General features: G+C 56.4%; 11 protein-coding genes and 1 pseudogene. 5 read left to right on the top strand and 7 right to left on the bottom strand.

The window, feature by feature from the left end; genetic code table 11:
* Positions 1-55 precede the first annotated feature (55 nt).
* From C3F42_RS01345 to C3F42_RS01330, 4 genes are all read right to left on the bottom strand, one after another.
* Positions 56-2782, bottom strand: coding sequence for a DEAD/DEAH box helicase (locus tag C3F42_RS01345; protein WP_004577310.1), 2727 nt, complete (start codon positions 2780-2782; stop codon positions 56-58).
* Positions 2779-4737 carry a hypothetical protein gene (locus C3F42_RS01340; RefSeq protein WP_004577309.1) on the bottom strand — a complete coding sequence of 653 codons (1959 nt, stop codon included), beginning with the start codon at positions 4735-4737 and terminating at the stop codon, positions 2779-2781. Before C3F42_RS01340 ends, C3F42_RS01345 begins: the two co-directional genes overlap by 4 nt.
* Positions 4734-6116 (bottom strand): hypothetical protein, encoded by a 1383-nt coding sequence (locus C3F42_RS01335; protein WP_023102082.1) that lies wholly within the window; start codon positions 6114-6116, stop codon positions 4734-4736. The genes C3F42_RS01340 and C3F42_RS01335 overlap by 4 nt, the downstream gene beginning before the upstream one ends.
* 241 nt (positions 6117-6357) lie before the next feature.
* A complete protein-coding gene (locus tag C3F42_RS01330; protein ID WP_004577307.1) occupies positions 6358-7320 on the bottom strand; it encodes a DNA-binding protein in 963 nt (320 codons plus the stop codon).
* 87 nt (positions 7321-7407) lie between these two features.
* Here C3F42_RS01330 and C3F42_RS01325 point away from each other — a divergent pair, with 87 nt between their 5' ends.
* The gene (locus C3F42_RS01325) at positions 7408-8511 is read left to right on the top strand and encodes a site-specific integrase (protein ID WP_024717480.1); all 1104 of its coding nucleotides are present in this window, start codon (positions 7408-7410) and stop codon (positions 8509-8511) included.
* Positions 8512-8623: 112 nt separating this feature from the next.
* On the opposite strand, the gene C3F42_RS01320 is transcribed toward C3F42_RS01325, so the two are convergent.
* Together C3F42_RS01320 and C3F42_RS01315 are read right to left on the bottom strand one after the other, a co-directional pair.
* Complete coding sequence (locus tag C3F42_RS01320; protein ID WP_004577305.1) at positions 8624-9394, bottom strand: DUF6602 domain-containing protein; 771 nt, start codon at positions 9392-9394, stop codon at positions 8624-8626.
* 172 nt (positions 9395-9566) lie between these two features.
* Complete coding sequence (locus C3F42_RS01315) at positions 9567-10262, bottom strand: hypothetical protein (protein WP_004577304.1); 696 nt, start codon at positions 10260-10262, stop codon at positions 9567-9569.
* Between the two features lie 555 nt (positions 10263-10817).
* On the opposite strand from C3F42_RS01315, the gene C3F42_RS01310 reads away from it, so the two are divergent.
* From C3F42_RS01310 to C3F42_RS01295, 4 genes and pseudogenes are all read left to right on the top strand, one after another.
* Positions 10818-11384 carry a hypothetical protein gene (locus C3F42_RS01310; protein WP_004577536.1) on the top strand — a complete coding sequence of 189 codons (567 nt, stop codon included), beginning with the start codon at positions 10818-10820 and terminating at the stop codon, positions 11382-11384.
* A gap of 4 nt (positions 11385-11388) precedes the next feature.
* Positions 11389-12222, top strand: coding sequence for a hypothetical protein (locus C3F42_RS01305; RefSeq protein WP_004577537.1), 834 nt, complete (start codon positions 11389-11391; stop codon positions 12220-12222).
* Between the two features lie 550 nt (positions 12223-12772).
* Positions 12773-14002, top strand: a complete 1230-nt coding sequence (locus C3F42_RS01300; RefSeq protein ID WP_004577538.1) for a hypothetical protein — start codon at positions 12773-12775, stop codon at positions 14000-14002.
* A 264-nt stretch (positions 14003-14266) separates the two neighbouring features.
* Positions 14267-15120: pseudogene (locus C3F42_RS01295) on the top strand (IS5 family transposase).
* Here the strand turns inward: C3F42_RS01295 and C3F42_RS01290 are convergent.
* Positions 15104-16330: a TniQ family protein gene (locus C3F42_RS01290; RefSeq protein WP_158659510.1), complete on the bottom strand. Its 1227-nt coding sequence runs from the start codon at positions 16328-16330 to the stop codon at positions 15104-15106. The pseudogene C3F42_RS01295 and the gene C3F42_RS01290 sit on opposite strands and share 17 nt — an antisense overlap.
* Positions 16331-16336: the final 6 nt, after the last annotated feature.

The raw sequence follows: 16336 nt of genomic DNA, 5'->3' as shown, positions 1-16336 counted from the left end.
CACGGTCATGCATCAGGTTTCAGGCGCACACAATCAGATCCTCATGTGCTTGCAGCTACTGTTGGCCCAGCTTGGTAAACACGGCACCATAAGGATCCTGCAAACGCTCATCGCTGATGGGTAGCGGTCTGCGCAGAAAGCTACGCCACTGCTGCGCGTCACTGATCCTTAGCTGTTTGTCGAAGTGCACCTGTACGCACGCATCCATTTGCTCTTCCACCTGATGCTTGCGCTCGATGAACGAAGCAACCTGGTCTTCATCAACCGATCCCTGCAGAAACGGATAGTGAATGCTCAACTCCGCGTTACCTGACCGCTGCAGCCGCTGGTTCACGCAGCCAAACAGGCGATCCAACCGGCCCACGCGCTGCTCATTGTCACCGGGTGAGCCGGCTAGGCCGTAGTGATGGATCTGGTGGCACTGCAAATGCAGGTTGACCCCTTCCTGGAGTACCGAAGTGGACACCAACACGTTGGGATAGAACGGGCTATTGAAGCCGAGGATGAGACGCTGACGACCTTCGCTGTTGTCTCCACTGGCGTACCAGCATGGGCTGGTGAGGCGCTTGAGGCTGCGCCACTCCTCGTCCCATTGATCCAGGCCATGGTCGATGATCTTGCCGCATAGCGTGTCAAACGTTTCCAACGCGGCGGTGAAATAGCGCAGCATCAACGAGCCATCGACCCGTAGGCTTACCCAGTCATGAAAACCACGGTACGCACGCTGCACCTCACGCTCGCGGGTCTGCTGCCGGTATTCGACAAACCAGGCGTAGAGCTCGACGACGACAGGGCTCGCATAAAGAAACCCGGCCTTGATGTAGTTCGCGAAGTTCTCCGCAATCGCCTTGTTGTCGCGCGCCCAGCCTTCGAGCTTGCGATACAACGCCGGCGGCAGGCGCGGTACCAACAGCGACCAGACGCTGTGGAGCGGATGTTCCAGGCGGTCGCGCGGTGCACCTCGCATGCGGGCGGCGGCATCGTGGACCCCCGGCACGTCCCAACCGTGCAAGCGTACGTACTTGGCGGCATTGGCATAGTCGATCCGACCTGTCTCCGCCTTGGCGTAGAACGCGGAGTAACCGCCAGTCAGGTAGTCCGATGCCGGCTCGAGGAACAGTGCAAAGACGCTTTCCGGCTTGCTGAAGCGCAGGCGCACATTGGCGCAATCGGTTTGCCCACCTGAGCCTTTCTTGACCACGAACAGCTCGGCGATGCGCGATGCCAACTGCGTACCCTCCCCCTCGCCCTCGTCTTGCCCTGCCTCCTCGTGCGCGTCCACTTCGGCAAGCGAGTGCTTCACGCCTTCATGAAACTGGGCATAGCCATCGCGTGACCAACCCTGATGACGCCAATGCCTGACTGCGGGATCGTCCGCTTGCTTGCCCCATGCATTGACGATCATTCCGGCCAACAACTCGTCGTAGCGCTCGTTGATGCGCTGGGTCAGTTCACGAACAGAAGGTATACGCCGAACGAAAATCAGGTGCTTCAAGTCCTCGAGCGCAGTGCCGAGGCCATCAGCCGCCTTCGGCACGCACTGGTCGATCATCAAGCCGTACTTGGGGTGATCCGGGAAGGTGTGAAACTGGTCGCGATAGCGACGGGTAAGGTCGCGCAACAGCTCGGTATCGGTAGCCTTTGAGAAATCCTCCACCATCCGGTCTTCGACCGCATCCTGATAATCCGCATCGGCACCAGAATCGATCTGCGGTTTCCAGCCAAACGACTCGAACCCTTCCAGGTAGCCATAAGTGAGACTCTTGTTCTCCTTCTGCCGGCCCAGGTCGGCCACCAGCCGCTTCTGATACAGAGCAAAAAACATCTCGGCATCCGGACGCCCATCGAAGCTCGCAGGTACGGCTTTTTCGTGGCGGTAGTGCCGCTTGCCGTACAAACCGCCCTGTCCCTCCATCAACCGCAGACGCCGCAAGGCATACCGTTGCAGCAACTGACGCGTGCGCTCGGCGCCGCTCATGGCTTCAAGGGCAGGATCACGATCGAGCTGGGTAAAATAACCCAGGATGTTCTGCACATCATCCAACCGGGTATGGCTGGGCGTCGCAGTGAGCAATAGGTTCCAGACACCCAGCCGGCTGTCAGCGTTGCCAAACAGCGCTTTTGCGGCACTCACACGCTGCGATCCACCCGAGACGTTGCGCAGGTAATGCGCCTCATCGACGATGATCAGGTCAAAGCCCGAGGGCCCCAAGTGCTGCTTTAATCGATGATGGCAATTGGCCGCGATACTGCCTGCGCCCTCGGGGCCTTCCGCGCGCCGCTCGGGGCCGAGCAAGCCACTGAGCGCGTAGACCGTGGTGAGGTAAAGCTGCCCCTCATTGTTTTGCACCGACTGCACCAGGTGCTCCAGCTGGTAGCACTCACAGACCGTGGCTACGGGCATGCCATCTTCGGTTTTAACTCGGTCATCGGCTTGGCGAATGTGCTCACGAATGAAGCCTTCGAACTCCCTGCGCCAATGCCCGCACAAATGTCGATTGGGCGCCATTACCAGCACCTTGGCATCAGGCTTGTTTTTCCACAGCCATGCAGCCACACCCAACGCCTGGAAGGTCTTGCCCATGCCGACTTCATCCGCCAGTAGCGCCACTTTGCCCGCTACCAACAGGTTCCACAGGTAGGCCACCCCTTCGGTCTGCTTGGCCGCCATGGATTCGCGATCATCTGCCTGATAGGTCCAGTTGGAATCCTTACGCCCTTTGAAGTTGATCCACTGGGATACGGTTTCAGGGATGAGCACACCCTCTTCAAATCGACTCATGTCCCACCCCACTTGCTTTCCAATCCGCCGAGCTCCTGCTCAAGCATTTGCCGAAAATCATCATTGGTCTCGGCAGGTAACGGTGGCATATCGACCTTCAGTGTCCGCCAACGCGACAAGGCAATCCTGCTGTCATCCTTGGGCAAGCGTTGACGGAGTGCCAGCGCCAACTTGCAGAGCGCGTTAACCTCCTGGACCAGGAACCAGTCGAAAACATTGGGCGTAGATCCACGAAGTCGCTGGCGGGTCTTGTCTACCCATTCCTGCAGGCATCCCGGTCGCACGAACACCCAGTGTTCAAGCACTGACAATCGTTCAACCCCACGCAACCGGGCCGCGAATTGGTAGCTGGCCGTGAATAACCGAAAGTAGCTGATATGCGCAGAGTCTGAACCGTCTTGCTCGCTTGCCACGGCGCCTAGGTCGGCGCTCAGCCCATCAACCTGTGGCTCACCCGTTGCAGATTCGCGGACACGAAATCCGACATCATCCTGATTGGGCACAATATCGATTTGCGCCATGGCGTCGACCAGGCCAACCAAGTCGTCGTACCGCTGCGCGCGTCGGAACTCGGGGGTAGTCTCCAGCAACATGCCGACGAAGCACTCCCGGCCGTCCTTGAGCACCTGGAAGCTGTGATCGAACAACAGTGCATGCACGTGCGCCACCGGCACTCTGCACGCCTTCAATCCGTGGCTTCGTGGTTTCCAGTCGAGCGCGAATGCAGCGTCGATATCCGGCAACTTGATCCTATATCCCTGATCCGGTTCTTGCCCTATATGCCATTGGCCGCGCAGTTGGTAAACCTGCTCCGCCCAGTCGAACTCCACCACGATGTCAAAGGGAAGGTTCTGCGGGATTTTCAACGCTTGCGCCTGTAATGCTTCGTCGCTCAAGAACAATGCCGGGCTGGTGTCCATCGTGGCGCCGAGGACGCTTTCCACTGCACTGTTGTTCGGCAAGATAAAGCCCGCCTCGATGTTGTTGCCGGGTAGCCTTTTACCCCGTGAGTCGAGCAGCGAATTGCTGCCCGCCCGAGTGAAGTTCCACGAGCCGATGGCCAGGTGCGTGGAGGTTTTCCAAAGCTTGGCATGGGTCATCGGTGTGCGCTCATCGACCGTGGTCGGGTTGTGCCGCAAGCGCAACTCATCGTTTGCCAGCAGGTCTCCAAGCGCCTCGGTCCAACCGGTACGCAGGAACTGCCCATCGAGCCGGTCCGGCACCAGGCTGACCTTCATGCGCGCCTGCTCGTAGCTGCTCCTCAGGTGGCTGACGAACAGAGCCAGATCCTTCGGCAGATAAGGGGACCAGACTGCCAGGTGATGGCAAGCACGCTCGCCCAGCAACTGGACGAGAAACGGTTGCCTCTGAAAACTGTGGCAGAACCGCACGGCTGACTCAGCGCTGGCGAACGAGCTACTGCGCCTATTTTCCAAGGGGCACGGTACGCCCACATTTGTGAACAGTGCCTGGAAGAACGCTTTAACGGACTGGTAAAGCGAAAGCGCATTGATCGGCTGGAAGTGGAATACCTCCTGATTGCGCGCCCATCCGCTAAGTGTGAGGTTGGCACTGCCCGCGCCGAGCACGCGCCCCTGCTCACCTTCCAGATAGATCACCTTTGCATGCAACAAGCTGTCTTCGCCAACACCTGGGTAGCTCCATTCCGTTTTTTGCGCAGTACAGACACCGTGCACCTGGAGCGCCGTGCGCTTGTTCTGGTCGGCACCGATGAAACGCCGGTCACAAAAGACCCTGAGGTCGATTTGCTGCTCCGTCAGCGCCAACTGAAGCGCCTCGTACTCCATGCGTGTGCGGGGAGTCTCGGCACCCAGTACGGTTGGCAACACATAGGTTTCGATGAATTCGATATCGATGTTGAAGCTGGTAAGCCAAACCCTGCGCAACCGGCCGCAGGCCTTCACTTGCTCGCTGAATGCTGAATGCAGTTTCATGCCTGGCCGCCCCGATAACCGGTCACCAAATGGTCAAACTGGGGAATGTAGTACGTGTTCACCCAGCGCTGCATGGGCGTATCCTGCGCCTCAGGCAATGCCCTGGTACGAGCACTGAGCTTGACCTTCTCGGCCTGGTCGATTTGAACCCAGGGTATCTGGCCACGCTCGCGCATCACCGTCGCGTGGTAGTCCACCATGCCGAGAAACTGGTCACTGAAGCGTTCCTGACGCGCCAAGCTCATGAGTCGCTCCAGCCGTCGGCGGCCGGTGTGCGAAAGAATGCCGAGCAGTTCTGAATGCGCATCGATACGCGCGGCGGCCGCCGGCAAGGTTGCGGCATCGCGCCCCAGCCCTTGCCAGTGCGCCTCGATTTCGCCAAGGCTCTGGTGCCGGCCATGACAGGCCAGGGTAAACAGCAGATCGACCTGAGCAAGGAGTGGTTCGACCTGCTGCACGTGCACGAGCTTGCGTCGCTCGGGCGTTTCGCTGCAGTTTTTTTCGGCCAGGGCGAACAACTGCTGGATCGGCAGGTGGCCGTCTGGATTGTGTTGAACTTGATCATCCATCACCCGCAGCAGTGCACCCGCAGCGCCCGTGTCGAGGCCAGTCAAGGCTAGCCAGAAGTCGCGCGTGGCAGCGCCTACTTGCGCGGAGTTCGGCAGTGCTCTTCGGTAGGCCTTGATCAGACTGCCCGGTACTTGCTTGAGCGCGCTTCCGCCACCTGCTTTGAAGCGCAGGAAAATCCCCTGCAAATGCATGCGCGCTTCTTGGAACAACCTGTGAAACGGCTCGTGAGTTTGAATCATCCCCTTAACTTTCACCCACAACAGTCCTGCTTCTTGACTGTGGTGGTAGTTGTAGCGGTCGTTGAAGAAGCCTATCTGCATGAACGGTGTCTTATAGCGCCCACTCACACCCAAGCCCAACTGACGCACCAACAGGTGTCCGGCTGGTTGATGGGTGAAGCGCAGAAATGGGTTACTGTCGACCTCCAGACGTGCACGAGCCTTGCTGGCGCCCAGCACGCCTTGACTGTCAACGCCGGTATCGGGCGCAGCAGTCACCATGGCATACGTGAATATGTTCTCCAGATAGACTAGACAAGCCTGGCACAGCGCCAGCCCATGACGTCCTCCTGACTGCTCACGCAATGCTTTGCTCGGGCCGGTATCAACATCGTCGAACAGGTCCTTAATCACTGCATGATGCAGCAGATTGAGCGTGTAGTTTCGTACGTCGTTCGAAACCGAATTGACCCGGTTGCGAAAGATTTCCTGGCCAAAGGCAGACCAGATGGTCAGTACACCCAACGGATCAATCTGGCTGTCGCCACTGAGGTCTTCATCGTATTCAGTCAGGTATTGGCTCAACCGCATGAGGTTTCTCAAGACAAAGGATATCAACAACGCGACCGAGCAGCTGAGATTATGCTACGCCAGTCTCACGATACAGATTTCAAGCGAGGGTTAGGTGCTGCGGGCTACAGGGCAGGCGCGGGTGCAAGGCCTTCGACGCACCTTGTACGGATCGCCGACACCACGCCTCGCGTCAGTCGCGCAGCCCTGTTGCACTCTAGACATGGTATTGCGACCGCTTGCGGTGCTCCTCCCCGACCCATCACCGCTCCTTGATTCTGGACTTACGCAGCTTCGGCGCCTGCTGCTGGACCAGTTGCTGCTCCAGCGTGTCAGCACGCGCCTGCTGGGCCGCGGCCGTATGTCGCACCTCGTCAAGCATTTGCTGCATGGCATGTAAGCGGCCTTCCAGAGCTTGCCGCTGCTGCTCGCCCTGCTCCGCCGCCACTTCGGCCCGCGCCTGCTGGGTGGCTGCCTGGCGCTGCGTCTCGCTCAAGACGTGACGGTCTTGCTCCGATCGTTGCTGAAGTTGGTCGAACTGGCGCTGGAGCTCTCGGCGTTCAACCTGGCGTGTTTTGCTCTCCTCGCGCGCTCGGTCAATTTCGCGGTAGGCGCGCTCCTCGACACCGCGCACGTAGGCTTCTTGTGCCAGCCGAGCCTGCTCGACTTGATGCAGGGTGTCGTGCTGTTCGGCCTGCAGACCATGCAACTGCTGTTGCAAGGTGTCGCAGGCCAATTGCAAGGCGCCACGTTGTTCCTGCAGATCCTTAATCTGCGCCTGACGCTGGGCCAGCAGTAGCTCTAGATCGGTCAGGCGGGTTTCAGCGCTCTGCCGCACAGATATTGCCTCTGCCGTCTGCTGTCGCGCCTGAGCAACGTCCAGCCGGGCGCGGGTATCCAATGCTAGGAGCTCCTCTCTTTCCTCCGCGAGCACCTGCCGCTGGCTGGCCAGTGACTGCTCGACCACGCCTTGAGCCAAGGTGGTCGCCTGCTGCCAGATAGCGACAAAGGCCTGGGCCACTTCCGCCGGCAGTCCGGGCAACCGCGTTTCACCGCGCAGGCGGCCGGCCAACTGTTCCCACCATTGGTCGAGCAAGGCGCCGACCCGCGCCGGGCTGCCGCGACCCAGTTCCAGGCGCACCCGTTCTACCGTCGGCCGCTCGCCACGGGCCAGCACCGCGTCTGCCGCGGCAAACACCTCGCTTTCCGGTACGCCTACCGCCATGCCCTGCCCTCCGCTATATTAGGTCTGATAATGAATGATTATCCGACCTTATTAGATTGAATCTAAATTAATAATACGTAGAACGTAATGAATAATACAGAATCATTGCAGCCATCGATTGACACGCCACTGGCGCCGCACGAGTTGGCGGCCAGCACCCGCGCCGCCGCCGAGGCGTTCATCGCCGCCGGCACCGCCGCCAACACGGTGCGCAGCTACCAGAGCGCCCTCGCCTACTGGTCAGCCTGGCTGCGCCTGCGTTACCGGCGCGCGCTCGGCGACGCTGCCTTGCCGCCGGAGGTCGCAGTGCAATTCATCGTTGATCACCTTGCCCGCCCGGGCGCTGACGGCGGCTGGAGCCACCTGCTGCCCGCAGACCTCGATGCCGCCCTGGTCGCAATGGGAGTCAAGGGCAAGTTGGGAGCACTCGCGTTCAGTACGGTCAGTCATCGTCTCGCCGTGCTGGCCAAGTGGCACCGGTTGAAGCAATGGGACAACCCAACCGAGACGCCGGCGGTGAAGACCTTGCTGCGGGAAGCGCGCAAGGCCCAAGTGCGCCAGGGGGTGGCACAGCGCAAGAAAACTGCCGTGGTCCTGGAGCCATTGCAGGCAATGCTCGCCACCTGCAGCGACGGCGTACGCGGCGTGCGCGATCGCGCCCTACTGCTGTTGGCCTGGAGCGGTGGCGGCCGACGCCGCTCGGAGGTGATCGGCCTGCAGATCGAAGACCTGCGCCGGCTGGATGCCGACACCTGGCTGTACACACTTGGGGCGACCAAGACCGACACTGGCGGCGTACGCCGAGAAAAACCGCTGCAGGGGCCGGCGGCGCAGGCACTGAGTGCCTGGCTGGAAGCAGCACCGGCCTGCCGCGGCCCGCTGTTTCGCCGCCTGTACAAAGGTGGCCGGGTCGCACCGCATGGACTGTCCGGCGACCAAGTCGCGCGGATAGTCAAACGCCGCGCGGCGATGGCAGGTCTTGATGGGGACTGGGCAGCGCACAGTCTGCGCTCAGGCTTCGTCACCGAGGCAGGACGCCAGGGCGTGCCGCTCGGTGAGGTGATGGCAATGACCGAGCACCGCAGTGTGAGCACGGTGATGGGCTACTTCCAGGCGGGCGCCCTGCTTGACAGTCGGGCCAGTAAGCTGCTCGGATCGACACCGGGCGCGAGCGAACCCCCACCAGAATAAGCAGCCAGGTCAAAAGGGGGGGGCGCCTTCTGCGTCTCAACCATGACAAACGCGAAACACTGAAGCGGTTGTGCCACTGAACGATGTAAGCAAGTGCAGCGCATACCTGAGGTTACATGGGGAACAAGTCAATGGCGAAAATAGTTTTGCTGGGAGTACTGTTGTGATAGGACACTCGCGGCACCAACACACCCACGGGCAGACTACTTCTCAAGTGGCGTTCGACGCAGGCATACACAGAGAGGAAGAACCGCTCCAGTGCGTTGATCGCGGTACCTTCGTGATCCTCGTAGAAGTACGAGAGATAGCCCATGGCATCGCGGTCGTGGATAACCATGTCTCTATGCAAATGGTAGGAATGATCTAGGCCGGTGATTTCGTCCGGGAGGAACTGGAAAGTATCATGATCGAACTCCTGATAGCTGCCTGGGTGTCGAAATGAATGAAAGTGCCTGCTGACAGTCCCCAACGTCGGAGCGTTGAACATGAACAAGTACGTCCTCGCCGCCAATCGCAGGTTCTGGAAACTCTGGAAATAGCGAATCACCTCATGAAATCCGGCTCGGTTGATCGAGGTTTTTACTTCGATAATAGCAATCACCGCCTCCGCCGGCACCACAACCACACCCTCTACTCGATAGAACGGGGCATACCGGTGCGAGTCGTAAATCAGAATGTCGCACTGCTTGGATAAACCGCCCGCACTGTCGATGATGAAGCCCTGCTCCACGCTGACCGCCCCCGGCAGGTGGTCTTTGAGGAACTGGCGAAGCACCGCTTCGGCCAGTGCGCCAGTGGTCGGGTTGTGCCGGGTGATGTACACCTTGGCCTGGGCGATCTTGCTGTTGAGTTCCTGACTCGCATGATCAAAGTAGTGACTCATGCCTTCTCCCTTTAAAGGTAAGCTGCAAAGCTGATGGCCGCCGCCGGCCAATCCCCATCGATTGTCGGTATGACGCGCCATCTCGACGAGACGCCGCCGCGCTGGCAGTTGTACGCCTGCGGCAGCTCATCCTGCAGCGCCAACGCAGTGGCTTCCAAAAATTACGCGGAATTCAAAGGTCGAAGATCCGCGAACCGCCAGCATCCACGCGGAAATTTGACCACGCCCGCCGTCCTTGGCGCATTTCCTTGAGGCCGTCCTCACCAAATCGCGCGAGAATCTGCCCAAATAGCTGATCGGGCTCCAGTACTTCCAGGAGCCGGTAGGTGACCAGCGGACGGAGTAAAGACTGATGCTCCAGGGTGGGATCGTGAAACTGCCCTGCGTGCTCGATCAGTGCATGCCCCTCGACCCCTGCCTCCGGGTGATGAATGAGTGACAGTGCATAACGAAGCTGCGGATGTGAGGCCTGAAGACTCAGGATGGTGAGCAAACAGTTTTGCCAACAGAAAGTGGGCTGAGTGAGCATCGGCTTCCTGGCGTGCAGCTCCCGGATGAACGCCGGCGTAGGCGTCACCTGACCTGTAATGTCAATTCCTTGGAGGAACGGCTCCGGAAGCAGTGCAGTTTTCTTGTAGTTGAAGACTACGGCGTCCCCGGTGTAAGTATCCACAATCCGGTAGTGCTGGCCCTTGAAACTGCGCTGAGCCAAGACCTCGGCCTGTTTCAACGACGCAAACCGGCCGAACGGAAGTGGTGCAGCTCCGTTGACATACAGATCAAAGCGGCCAGCGCGACTGACGCCTTCTTCCGAAGGTGCACCCGCAGCGACCGTGGAGAACCACTTGCGAATCCATTGCAACACCATGATCTCTCCCGTGAGACGCCAGCGCTGGCACCGGGTAATCGCTTACTTTTCAGAACACGGAAAATAACACGGCGCTGCTCTTTTGGCACCAAGCGAGCATCTGTTGTTTGCCACTGTAGGTAAGCAAGGCTGACCACAAATAGTGGTCGCCCGGAAAGCCGAATGACCTACACAAGAATCGTCGTTACACCGTATCGCGGATGGAACTGACGGACGCTGCCGCTAGGATAGAAGCGATCACAGTCATGAATCGAGCAATTGCCTGTATCGCCTCCGACCATTTAGAGATCGTGATGCGTCGTGTCACAGCAATGCTCGACGAGCCCTGCAGGATTGCCCACTACTGCCGTTTGGACAATCTTAGACTCAGACCCTGCGCTAGAAAGGTGGTCACCAGAACCTTGTTGTCTCTCCCGAGACCGCGCGTTTATGGTTCGCGCAGCCGCACTTGGTGAAGTATTCGTTGTGGACGTGAAGCGTGGCTATTTGATATCGTCCAGAGCCCTATCTCGCACCTGTCGACATCCACAGTCGGCGTCACGCACTGGAGATGCCATGGAGTGGCCGAAACTCGACCTTAACGTTCCTTTCCGGTTGCTACTGACCTTCAATGCGACGTCTCTCCTAGTAATCGTATTTTTGGTTCAGAAGGGCTACGTGCTGGGGTCTTTTTTTCCTGAGCATGGCCTTGTTGTTGCGCTTCCCAATTTCGTGTCGTACGGCCTCTATCTCTGCGTCCCCGTGCTGCTCACAGGCTTAAGCTTGGTGCTAAGTCCATCGCTGGGCAAGGATGAGTTCAAGCCAGGCCAAGTTGACTCCATTGATCATGCTAATAATAGTTTTTTACCGAGCTATCTCGGATATTTTTTCGTGGCGCTCAGCGTTCCAAATTGGGAAACCCTGCTCTTTGTATACGGCGTTTTGTTTGTTTTCACCTACCGCTCGCAAGCACTGTATTTCAATCCGCTGTTTTTATTGTATGGCTACGAATTTTATAACATAACCACTACAGCGCGCGCGTCAATTTTCCTAATCTCACGAGCCGGGTACAAGTTACCGGATGACGTCGTGATCGAAAAAGCTTATAGAATCAATAACTACACATTCATAGAAAAAGGCTGAGCATATGGATTGCGTACTGGTAAAGGTGAAAAAACTCAGAAAAAAACCATTCTTCAAGTTGATTTCTGATTACACGCTTTTCGACGACTTGGGCATTGATCCCGCCGCTTGTGTAAATTACTGTCCTGATCACAATCTGGACGAGGATTCTTGGTTCAAAGTTGAGGAGTTTTCCGCACAAACATTTTGTGTGGAGATGCTGAAGGGCGATTTTGACGCAAAAGTGTATGACGATCTGGCCAAGCGACAGTTTAATGACATCTCTTACCTAGTGGCGAGCCAAGGGGAAGATTTTTATTTTCAGAAAGTCACACCTTCACTTTTTCTTAAACGGAAGACTGTAGTCTTCGGCGAGGTTGCGGAGATTGAAGAGTCCCAGAGCCGCTTAGTGATTAATGCTCAGCCAGATGCTGTCTACCTCAGAGCTTCTGACACCCTTATCTTCAAAAACCTAGCCACTATTTCCAGTATTTTCCCCGGGATCGATGAACTGTACAAAGAAGCAACGCAAGAGGAGGTTGAGCAGTTCCTTGATAAACCATTTATCACCTTATCCAACGATTTTGCAGCGGAGAAGGTTTCCAAACCGAATCGCAAGCGTATTGCTTTGGCGATGGCGACATTAGAGGCGTTACCCGAACAAGATAAAGCAGGAATGCTGACCTACATTGATGGCTACTGCGGCCAACAACTCGTCTTTAATGCCAACAGTGGTCAGTTCGAAATTTCGACAGACAATGAACTGAAACTCCTTATTTATGGCATTGAACAACGGTTCTATACCACCCAATTCGGACAAGAGAAAAGACTGGCCAACTCAGTTCAGGCCCTTGGCTGATGTGCCCGAGACGATGTAAAAAGCAAATCTGATGATAGCGAGATCTTCCATTTTTTGAGGCACTCTCGCCTACGGGAGAGTAGACGCGCTAAGGAAACCAGCGAAACGGATCCTCAGCCTTACGGCAACTGCCCGTAAAGCGAAAGTACGAACAGACATAGTTGGCGAATGTACCAGTGCATCGTTGCTTATCGCTTGAAGATGATGTGACAGCGGGCGGCTTGCACGTTGCGTGATTTCTTCCGTTTGCTAGGCTAGAACTAGATCTCAGTCAGGCGCAACGCAGGGATTTAGCATGAGCGCTAACGCACTCAATGATCACCACTTAGCACATCGTGCGCCGCTGCCTCGGGGTATCCAGTCAGCAGGCCTAGGATTAGTGTGCTTCTGGACCGCAACGACCGCCCTGTGAGCACGACCGTTCATAAGTCCATGGTTTCAAAGAAACCCTGCTGCAATACGCTTCGCTTGATCCGCGACGTGCGAATCTGTGCAACTGAAAGCCCCCCGTGCACGACTCATCAGTGATGATTGCCTGTCGGAGCAGCCCATGGCACTACTGCAAACTCTCTATTTCATCCCCTGTCTCGGTCAGGAAATCACCGATTTTCTGTTGCAAACCGTACCCCTACGTAGACGGCGTAAAGTGGCGCGTTACCTTCAGCATGTCGACTTATGGTTGCGCCACACACAGTACAAGTCGCTCAGTGATAGCCTGCTGCCGCTAGAGGCCTATGTGTATTTTTATCTTTCACATATCACTGTATACCCCGGACCGGCAGAACCCACAGAGCCCAGGAATTACTACCTTCCAGTCTACATTGATGACTTGCTCATCCAGCGTGAACTGAAAGGCTTGGGTCGACTGAGCAATCGCCAGGCCGCTTCCAGAATCGCCGCGGCCATGAACTGGCAGGAACATCGCTTCGGCGAAAATCTGGACCCCCTGCGTTCCCAGATGAAGAAGCTCTACCGTCAAGCCACTCGCTTTGCCCATGCTACTGAACTCACAGCACACACAAAACTGTACTCAGGCGAAAGCCTGGAACTGATTTGCGGAACCTGCAGAGGTGTGGAGCACTGGGTGAGGGATCTCGCGATGCTTCGTTTGTTACAAGAAACAGGATGCACCACATCGGATCTGGCCAAAGCAAAATGCACCGATCTTCTTTACGGATACAATGATGAGTGGTATTTCCAATTCGGCAAGGATAAGAAGATCTGCCTCAGCGAAGGGAGCGCGACCCTCCTGCAGGTGTTACTCGGCCGACATCATCATTTGGAGAAATATCGCGCTGGTCACCAACAATTGTTCAGCATGGGAGACGTTGGGGTCGAGTTCGAGATGAGTGCCCACGAGGTAGAAGTCGTATTGGAACGCCGCTACCGCTTTGCGCTAATGCTGAGCAGTGTGAACTGCCTATCGGTTGCCAATCTTTACGACCCTGTCGCCACGCCCTTCCCGGAAGGATTTGTCAGTGAACGTGCCGCACCCACTCCACACCTTGGAAAAATCCACAAGGCCGTCAACCTCCAATTTACGGCCGACTTTGATAAAGCACTTGAGCGCCCCACCTCAGCAGCCTCAGAAGACCAATACTTTTACGAAGATTGGGACGCTGCGATTCGTAACTCTCGACTAGCATTGACAGAGCCGGAGGATTTACACGCCACTGAAAGACCTGCCGAGACGCAAAATGCCAACCTGCGACAGAAGCGCGTGCTGATTGCCGGGGAAGGCATCGATGAAGCGGCCTGGGCCAATTGGGGCGTAGACTAATCGCTTATTACTGTGACAGCGACGCATACGTCTCTCGCTGCGCCGGTTTGCTCACCTTTGACCGACCGAGTTCAGCGAAAACGGAGCGGGCTGTAAAATGGAATTCACAAGCGGACTGCTGGGGAAGGACAATCAGCGCCCACGCAGCGGGCCCTACCCACCGGCGATAGACCACTTGACTGGGGGTCGTCCTAGGCTCTGTACGTAAACCCAAGAAATACGATTTTCTGTAAAATACACCGCCATTAAAGCCAGGAGGCCAAGATGGCAAAGCGGTATGAACTCCCCGACGCAGCCTGGGATCTGGTTGCAGATATCTTCACCAAAAATCAGCGCACCGGGCGCCCTCGGGCCGATGATCGCCTGATGCTAAACGGTATTCTCTGGGTGCTTTGCTCTGGCGCAGCCTGGCGAGACATGCCCGAACGATTCGGCCCTTGGTCAACGATCTATCAACGGTTCCGGGGATGGCGTGATTGCGGAGCTTTTGATCAGATGCTCAAGCGTCTTCATATCCGATTGAATGAGCAGGGTTTGATTGACTTGGAAACATGGATGATCGACTCCACTGCCGTACGAGCAACCCGGGCCTCATCAGGTGCCGGGAAAAAAGGGGATTTGAAGAACCGCAAGACCACGCGCTCGGGCGCAGCCGGGGTGGCCTGACGACCAAGATTCACATGCTGTGCGACGCCAATGGTGTGCCTCTGCGTTTCCTGTTGTCAGGCGGACAAGCCAGCGATATAGCCTATGCCCAACCGCTACTCGATCAGGCTTGCATACCCAGCCTGCGCGGTCGCCCACGCAAGCGTTGCCGCTGGTTGCTGGCTGACAAGGGTTACGACGCTGAAGCGCTGCGCCAGTATTGTGATCGTTATCGCATGCAGCCAGTCATTCCGTTGCGAAGCATGAAGCGCAAAACCAAGCCAGGATTGCCTCGACTTTTTGATCGCCCCAAATATCGGCAGCGCAACATCATCGAACGCATGTTTGGCTGGCTGAAGGAGAACCGTCGCATCGTGACGCGCTTCGACAAGCTCGCAACAAGTTTTGCGGCGATGGTCTCATTGGCCTGCGCTATGCGGTGCTTGCGACAATACTTTACGTACAGAGCCTAGAGCAGGTTAGATCCGATTCGGATAGCCGGCGTATCTGCCTGGTCATGAAAAAAATAATTTCATGAGCTAGTATTTTCGTCATCAGCCAATTTTTTTCGCGCTCCCCTTTGAGTGAAGCAAATACTTCGTGCGTCCGTTTCGATTCAAGCCAGGCTCCCAGTTTTTTTTTGACACATGACCTTGCTTTCGCGCACAAGTCGGATGGCGTTTTAACTCCGTACCAAAAACATAGCCAGTCAAGATAGCCGACGAGTTGATAGCCTTGCCTGGGCACATCACACTCCTCAATACTTCGCCAAATTCCGGCAAGATTTTTCTTGCTCAGTTTGATTTCAGGAAGAAAACACTTTCTAATTTTTCGGAAGATACACTTCAAAATCGGAAGTAGGTCATTGACTGTCAGCTCTATTACCGAGCTTTTCACTGTCGAGCAACGACTGATGTTACTGATTCTGTAAAAGCCCACTTTTTTATCACCCTGACCTGATGCCGCCCTAGCCTGAACCTCATTGAACAGCGCACGCTGATGCACCGCAAAATCGGTGATAGCCGAGGAAAACTGAGCGGCATTATCAAAGTAAATATTGGTCGGCTGATTGATATCAAAAAACACCTGACGATCCCTGCCGCGCTCAAAAATTCGATGGGCTAAAATCAGCCGGTTCAGCCCGGATCTATTCAAATAGGACCGGCCACTTTGACTTCCCTTGAGTCGCAGCAGATGGCCACAATAGTTGCAGCCGTATGGTTCACGGAACAACCTGCTGTTTAACGAGTAATCCATCGCCCCGCCGCAGGTCTGACACGCTTGGCTCAACTCGACCTGATGGATCGGGCACTTCTTGATGAGTAGGTATTGAAATAGGGAGTAGTGCACACCACGCACCATGCATACGGGACAAACTCTTAAATTGGCTGCAATGTGATCATTGCTCGGTACAGCTGAAGGTACTAAGAAAAGTGCATCTTGTTGCGCTCTATCAAGGGTAAAGCATTCGCGAATCGCTACCGGATTCACAGCCGCGCTGTGGGCGAGGTTTGGGAATCGGCTACGCTTACCATTACCCTCTCTCTGTGATGGCGCAAAGATTTTAACCAGTGTATCTCCGTGGATGACGTTATAAAGTGCAAACCGGCTTAGAATCGAATACGCAGATTCGTAAGCCATGTACAGTGGGGCCACCGGACAATACCTGGGATTGATGCTCATCGTTTT

Origin of the sequence: Pseudomonas sp. PONIH3 (assembly GCF_002934345.1) — a bacterium.
Classification (GTDB): Bacteria; Pseudomonadota; Gammaproteobacteria; order Pseudomonadales; family Pseudomonadaceae; genus Aquipseudomonas; species Aquipseudomonas soli.
The sequence above is the reverse complement of the archived record's forward strand: the minus strand, read 5'-3'. Positions and strand labels throughout refer to the sequence as shown.

What these genes read in the sequence shown, in the direction of transcription:
- C3F42_RS01300 (WP_004577538.1), top strand. Translation starts at nt 12,773, where the DNA reads ATGGCACTACTGCAAACTCTCTATTTCATCCCCTGTCTCGGTCAGGAA.
- C3F42_RS01290 (WP_158659510.1), bottom strand. Translation starts at nt 16,330, where the DNA reads ATGAGCATCAATCCCAGGTATTGTCCGGTGGCCCCACTGTACATGGCT.
- C3F42_RS01315 (WP_004577304.1), bottom strand. Translation starts at nt 10,262, where the DNA reads ATGGTGTTGCAATGGATTCGCAAGTGGTTCTCCACGGTCGCTGCGGGT.
- C3F42_RS01320 (WP_004577305.1), bottom strand. Translation starts at nt 9,394, where the DNA reads ATGAGTCACTACTTTGATCATGCGAGTCAGGAACTCAACAGCAAGATC.
- C3F42_RS01335 (WP_023102082.1), bottom strand. Translation starts at nt 6,116, where the DNA reads ATGCGGTTGAGCCAATACCTGACTGAATACGATGAAGACCTCAGTGGC.
- C3F42_RS01325 (WP_024717480.1), top strand. Translation starts at nt 7,408, where the DNA reads ATGAATAATACAGAATCATTGCAGCCATCGATTGACACGCCACTGGCG.
- C3F42_RS01310 (WP_004577536.1), top strand. Translation starts at nt 10,818, where the DNA reads ATGGAGTGGCCGAAACTCGACCTTAACGTTCCTTTCCGGTTGCTACTG.
- C3F42_RS01330 (WP_004577307.1), bottom strand. Translation starts at nt 7,320, where the DNA reads ATGGCGGTAGGCGTACCGGAAAGCGAGGTGTTTGCCGCGGCAGACGCG.
- C3F42_RS01305 (WP_004577537.1), top strand. Translation starts at nt 11,389, where the DNA reads ATGGATTGCGTACTGGTAAAGGTGAAAAAACTCAGAAAAAAACCATTC.
- C3F42_RS01340 (WP_004577309.1), bottom strand. Translation starts at nt 4,737, where the DNA reads ATGAAACTGCATTCAGCATTCAGCGAGCAAGTGAAGGCCTGCGGCCGG.
- C3F42_RS01345 (WP_004577310.1), bottom strand. Translation starts at nt 2,782, where the DNA reads ATGAGTCGATTTGAAGAGGGTGTGCTCATCCCTGAAACCGTATCCCAG.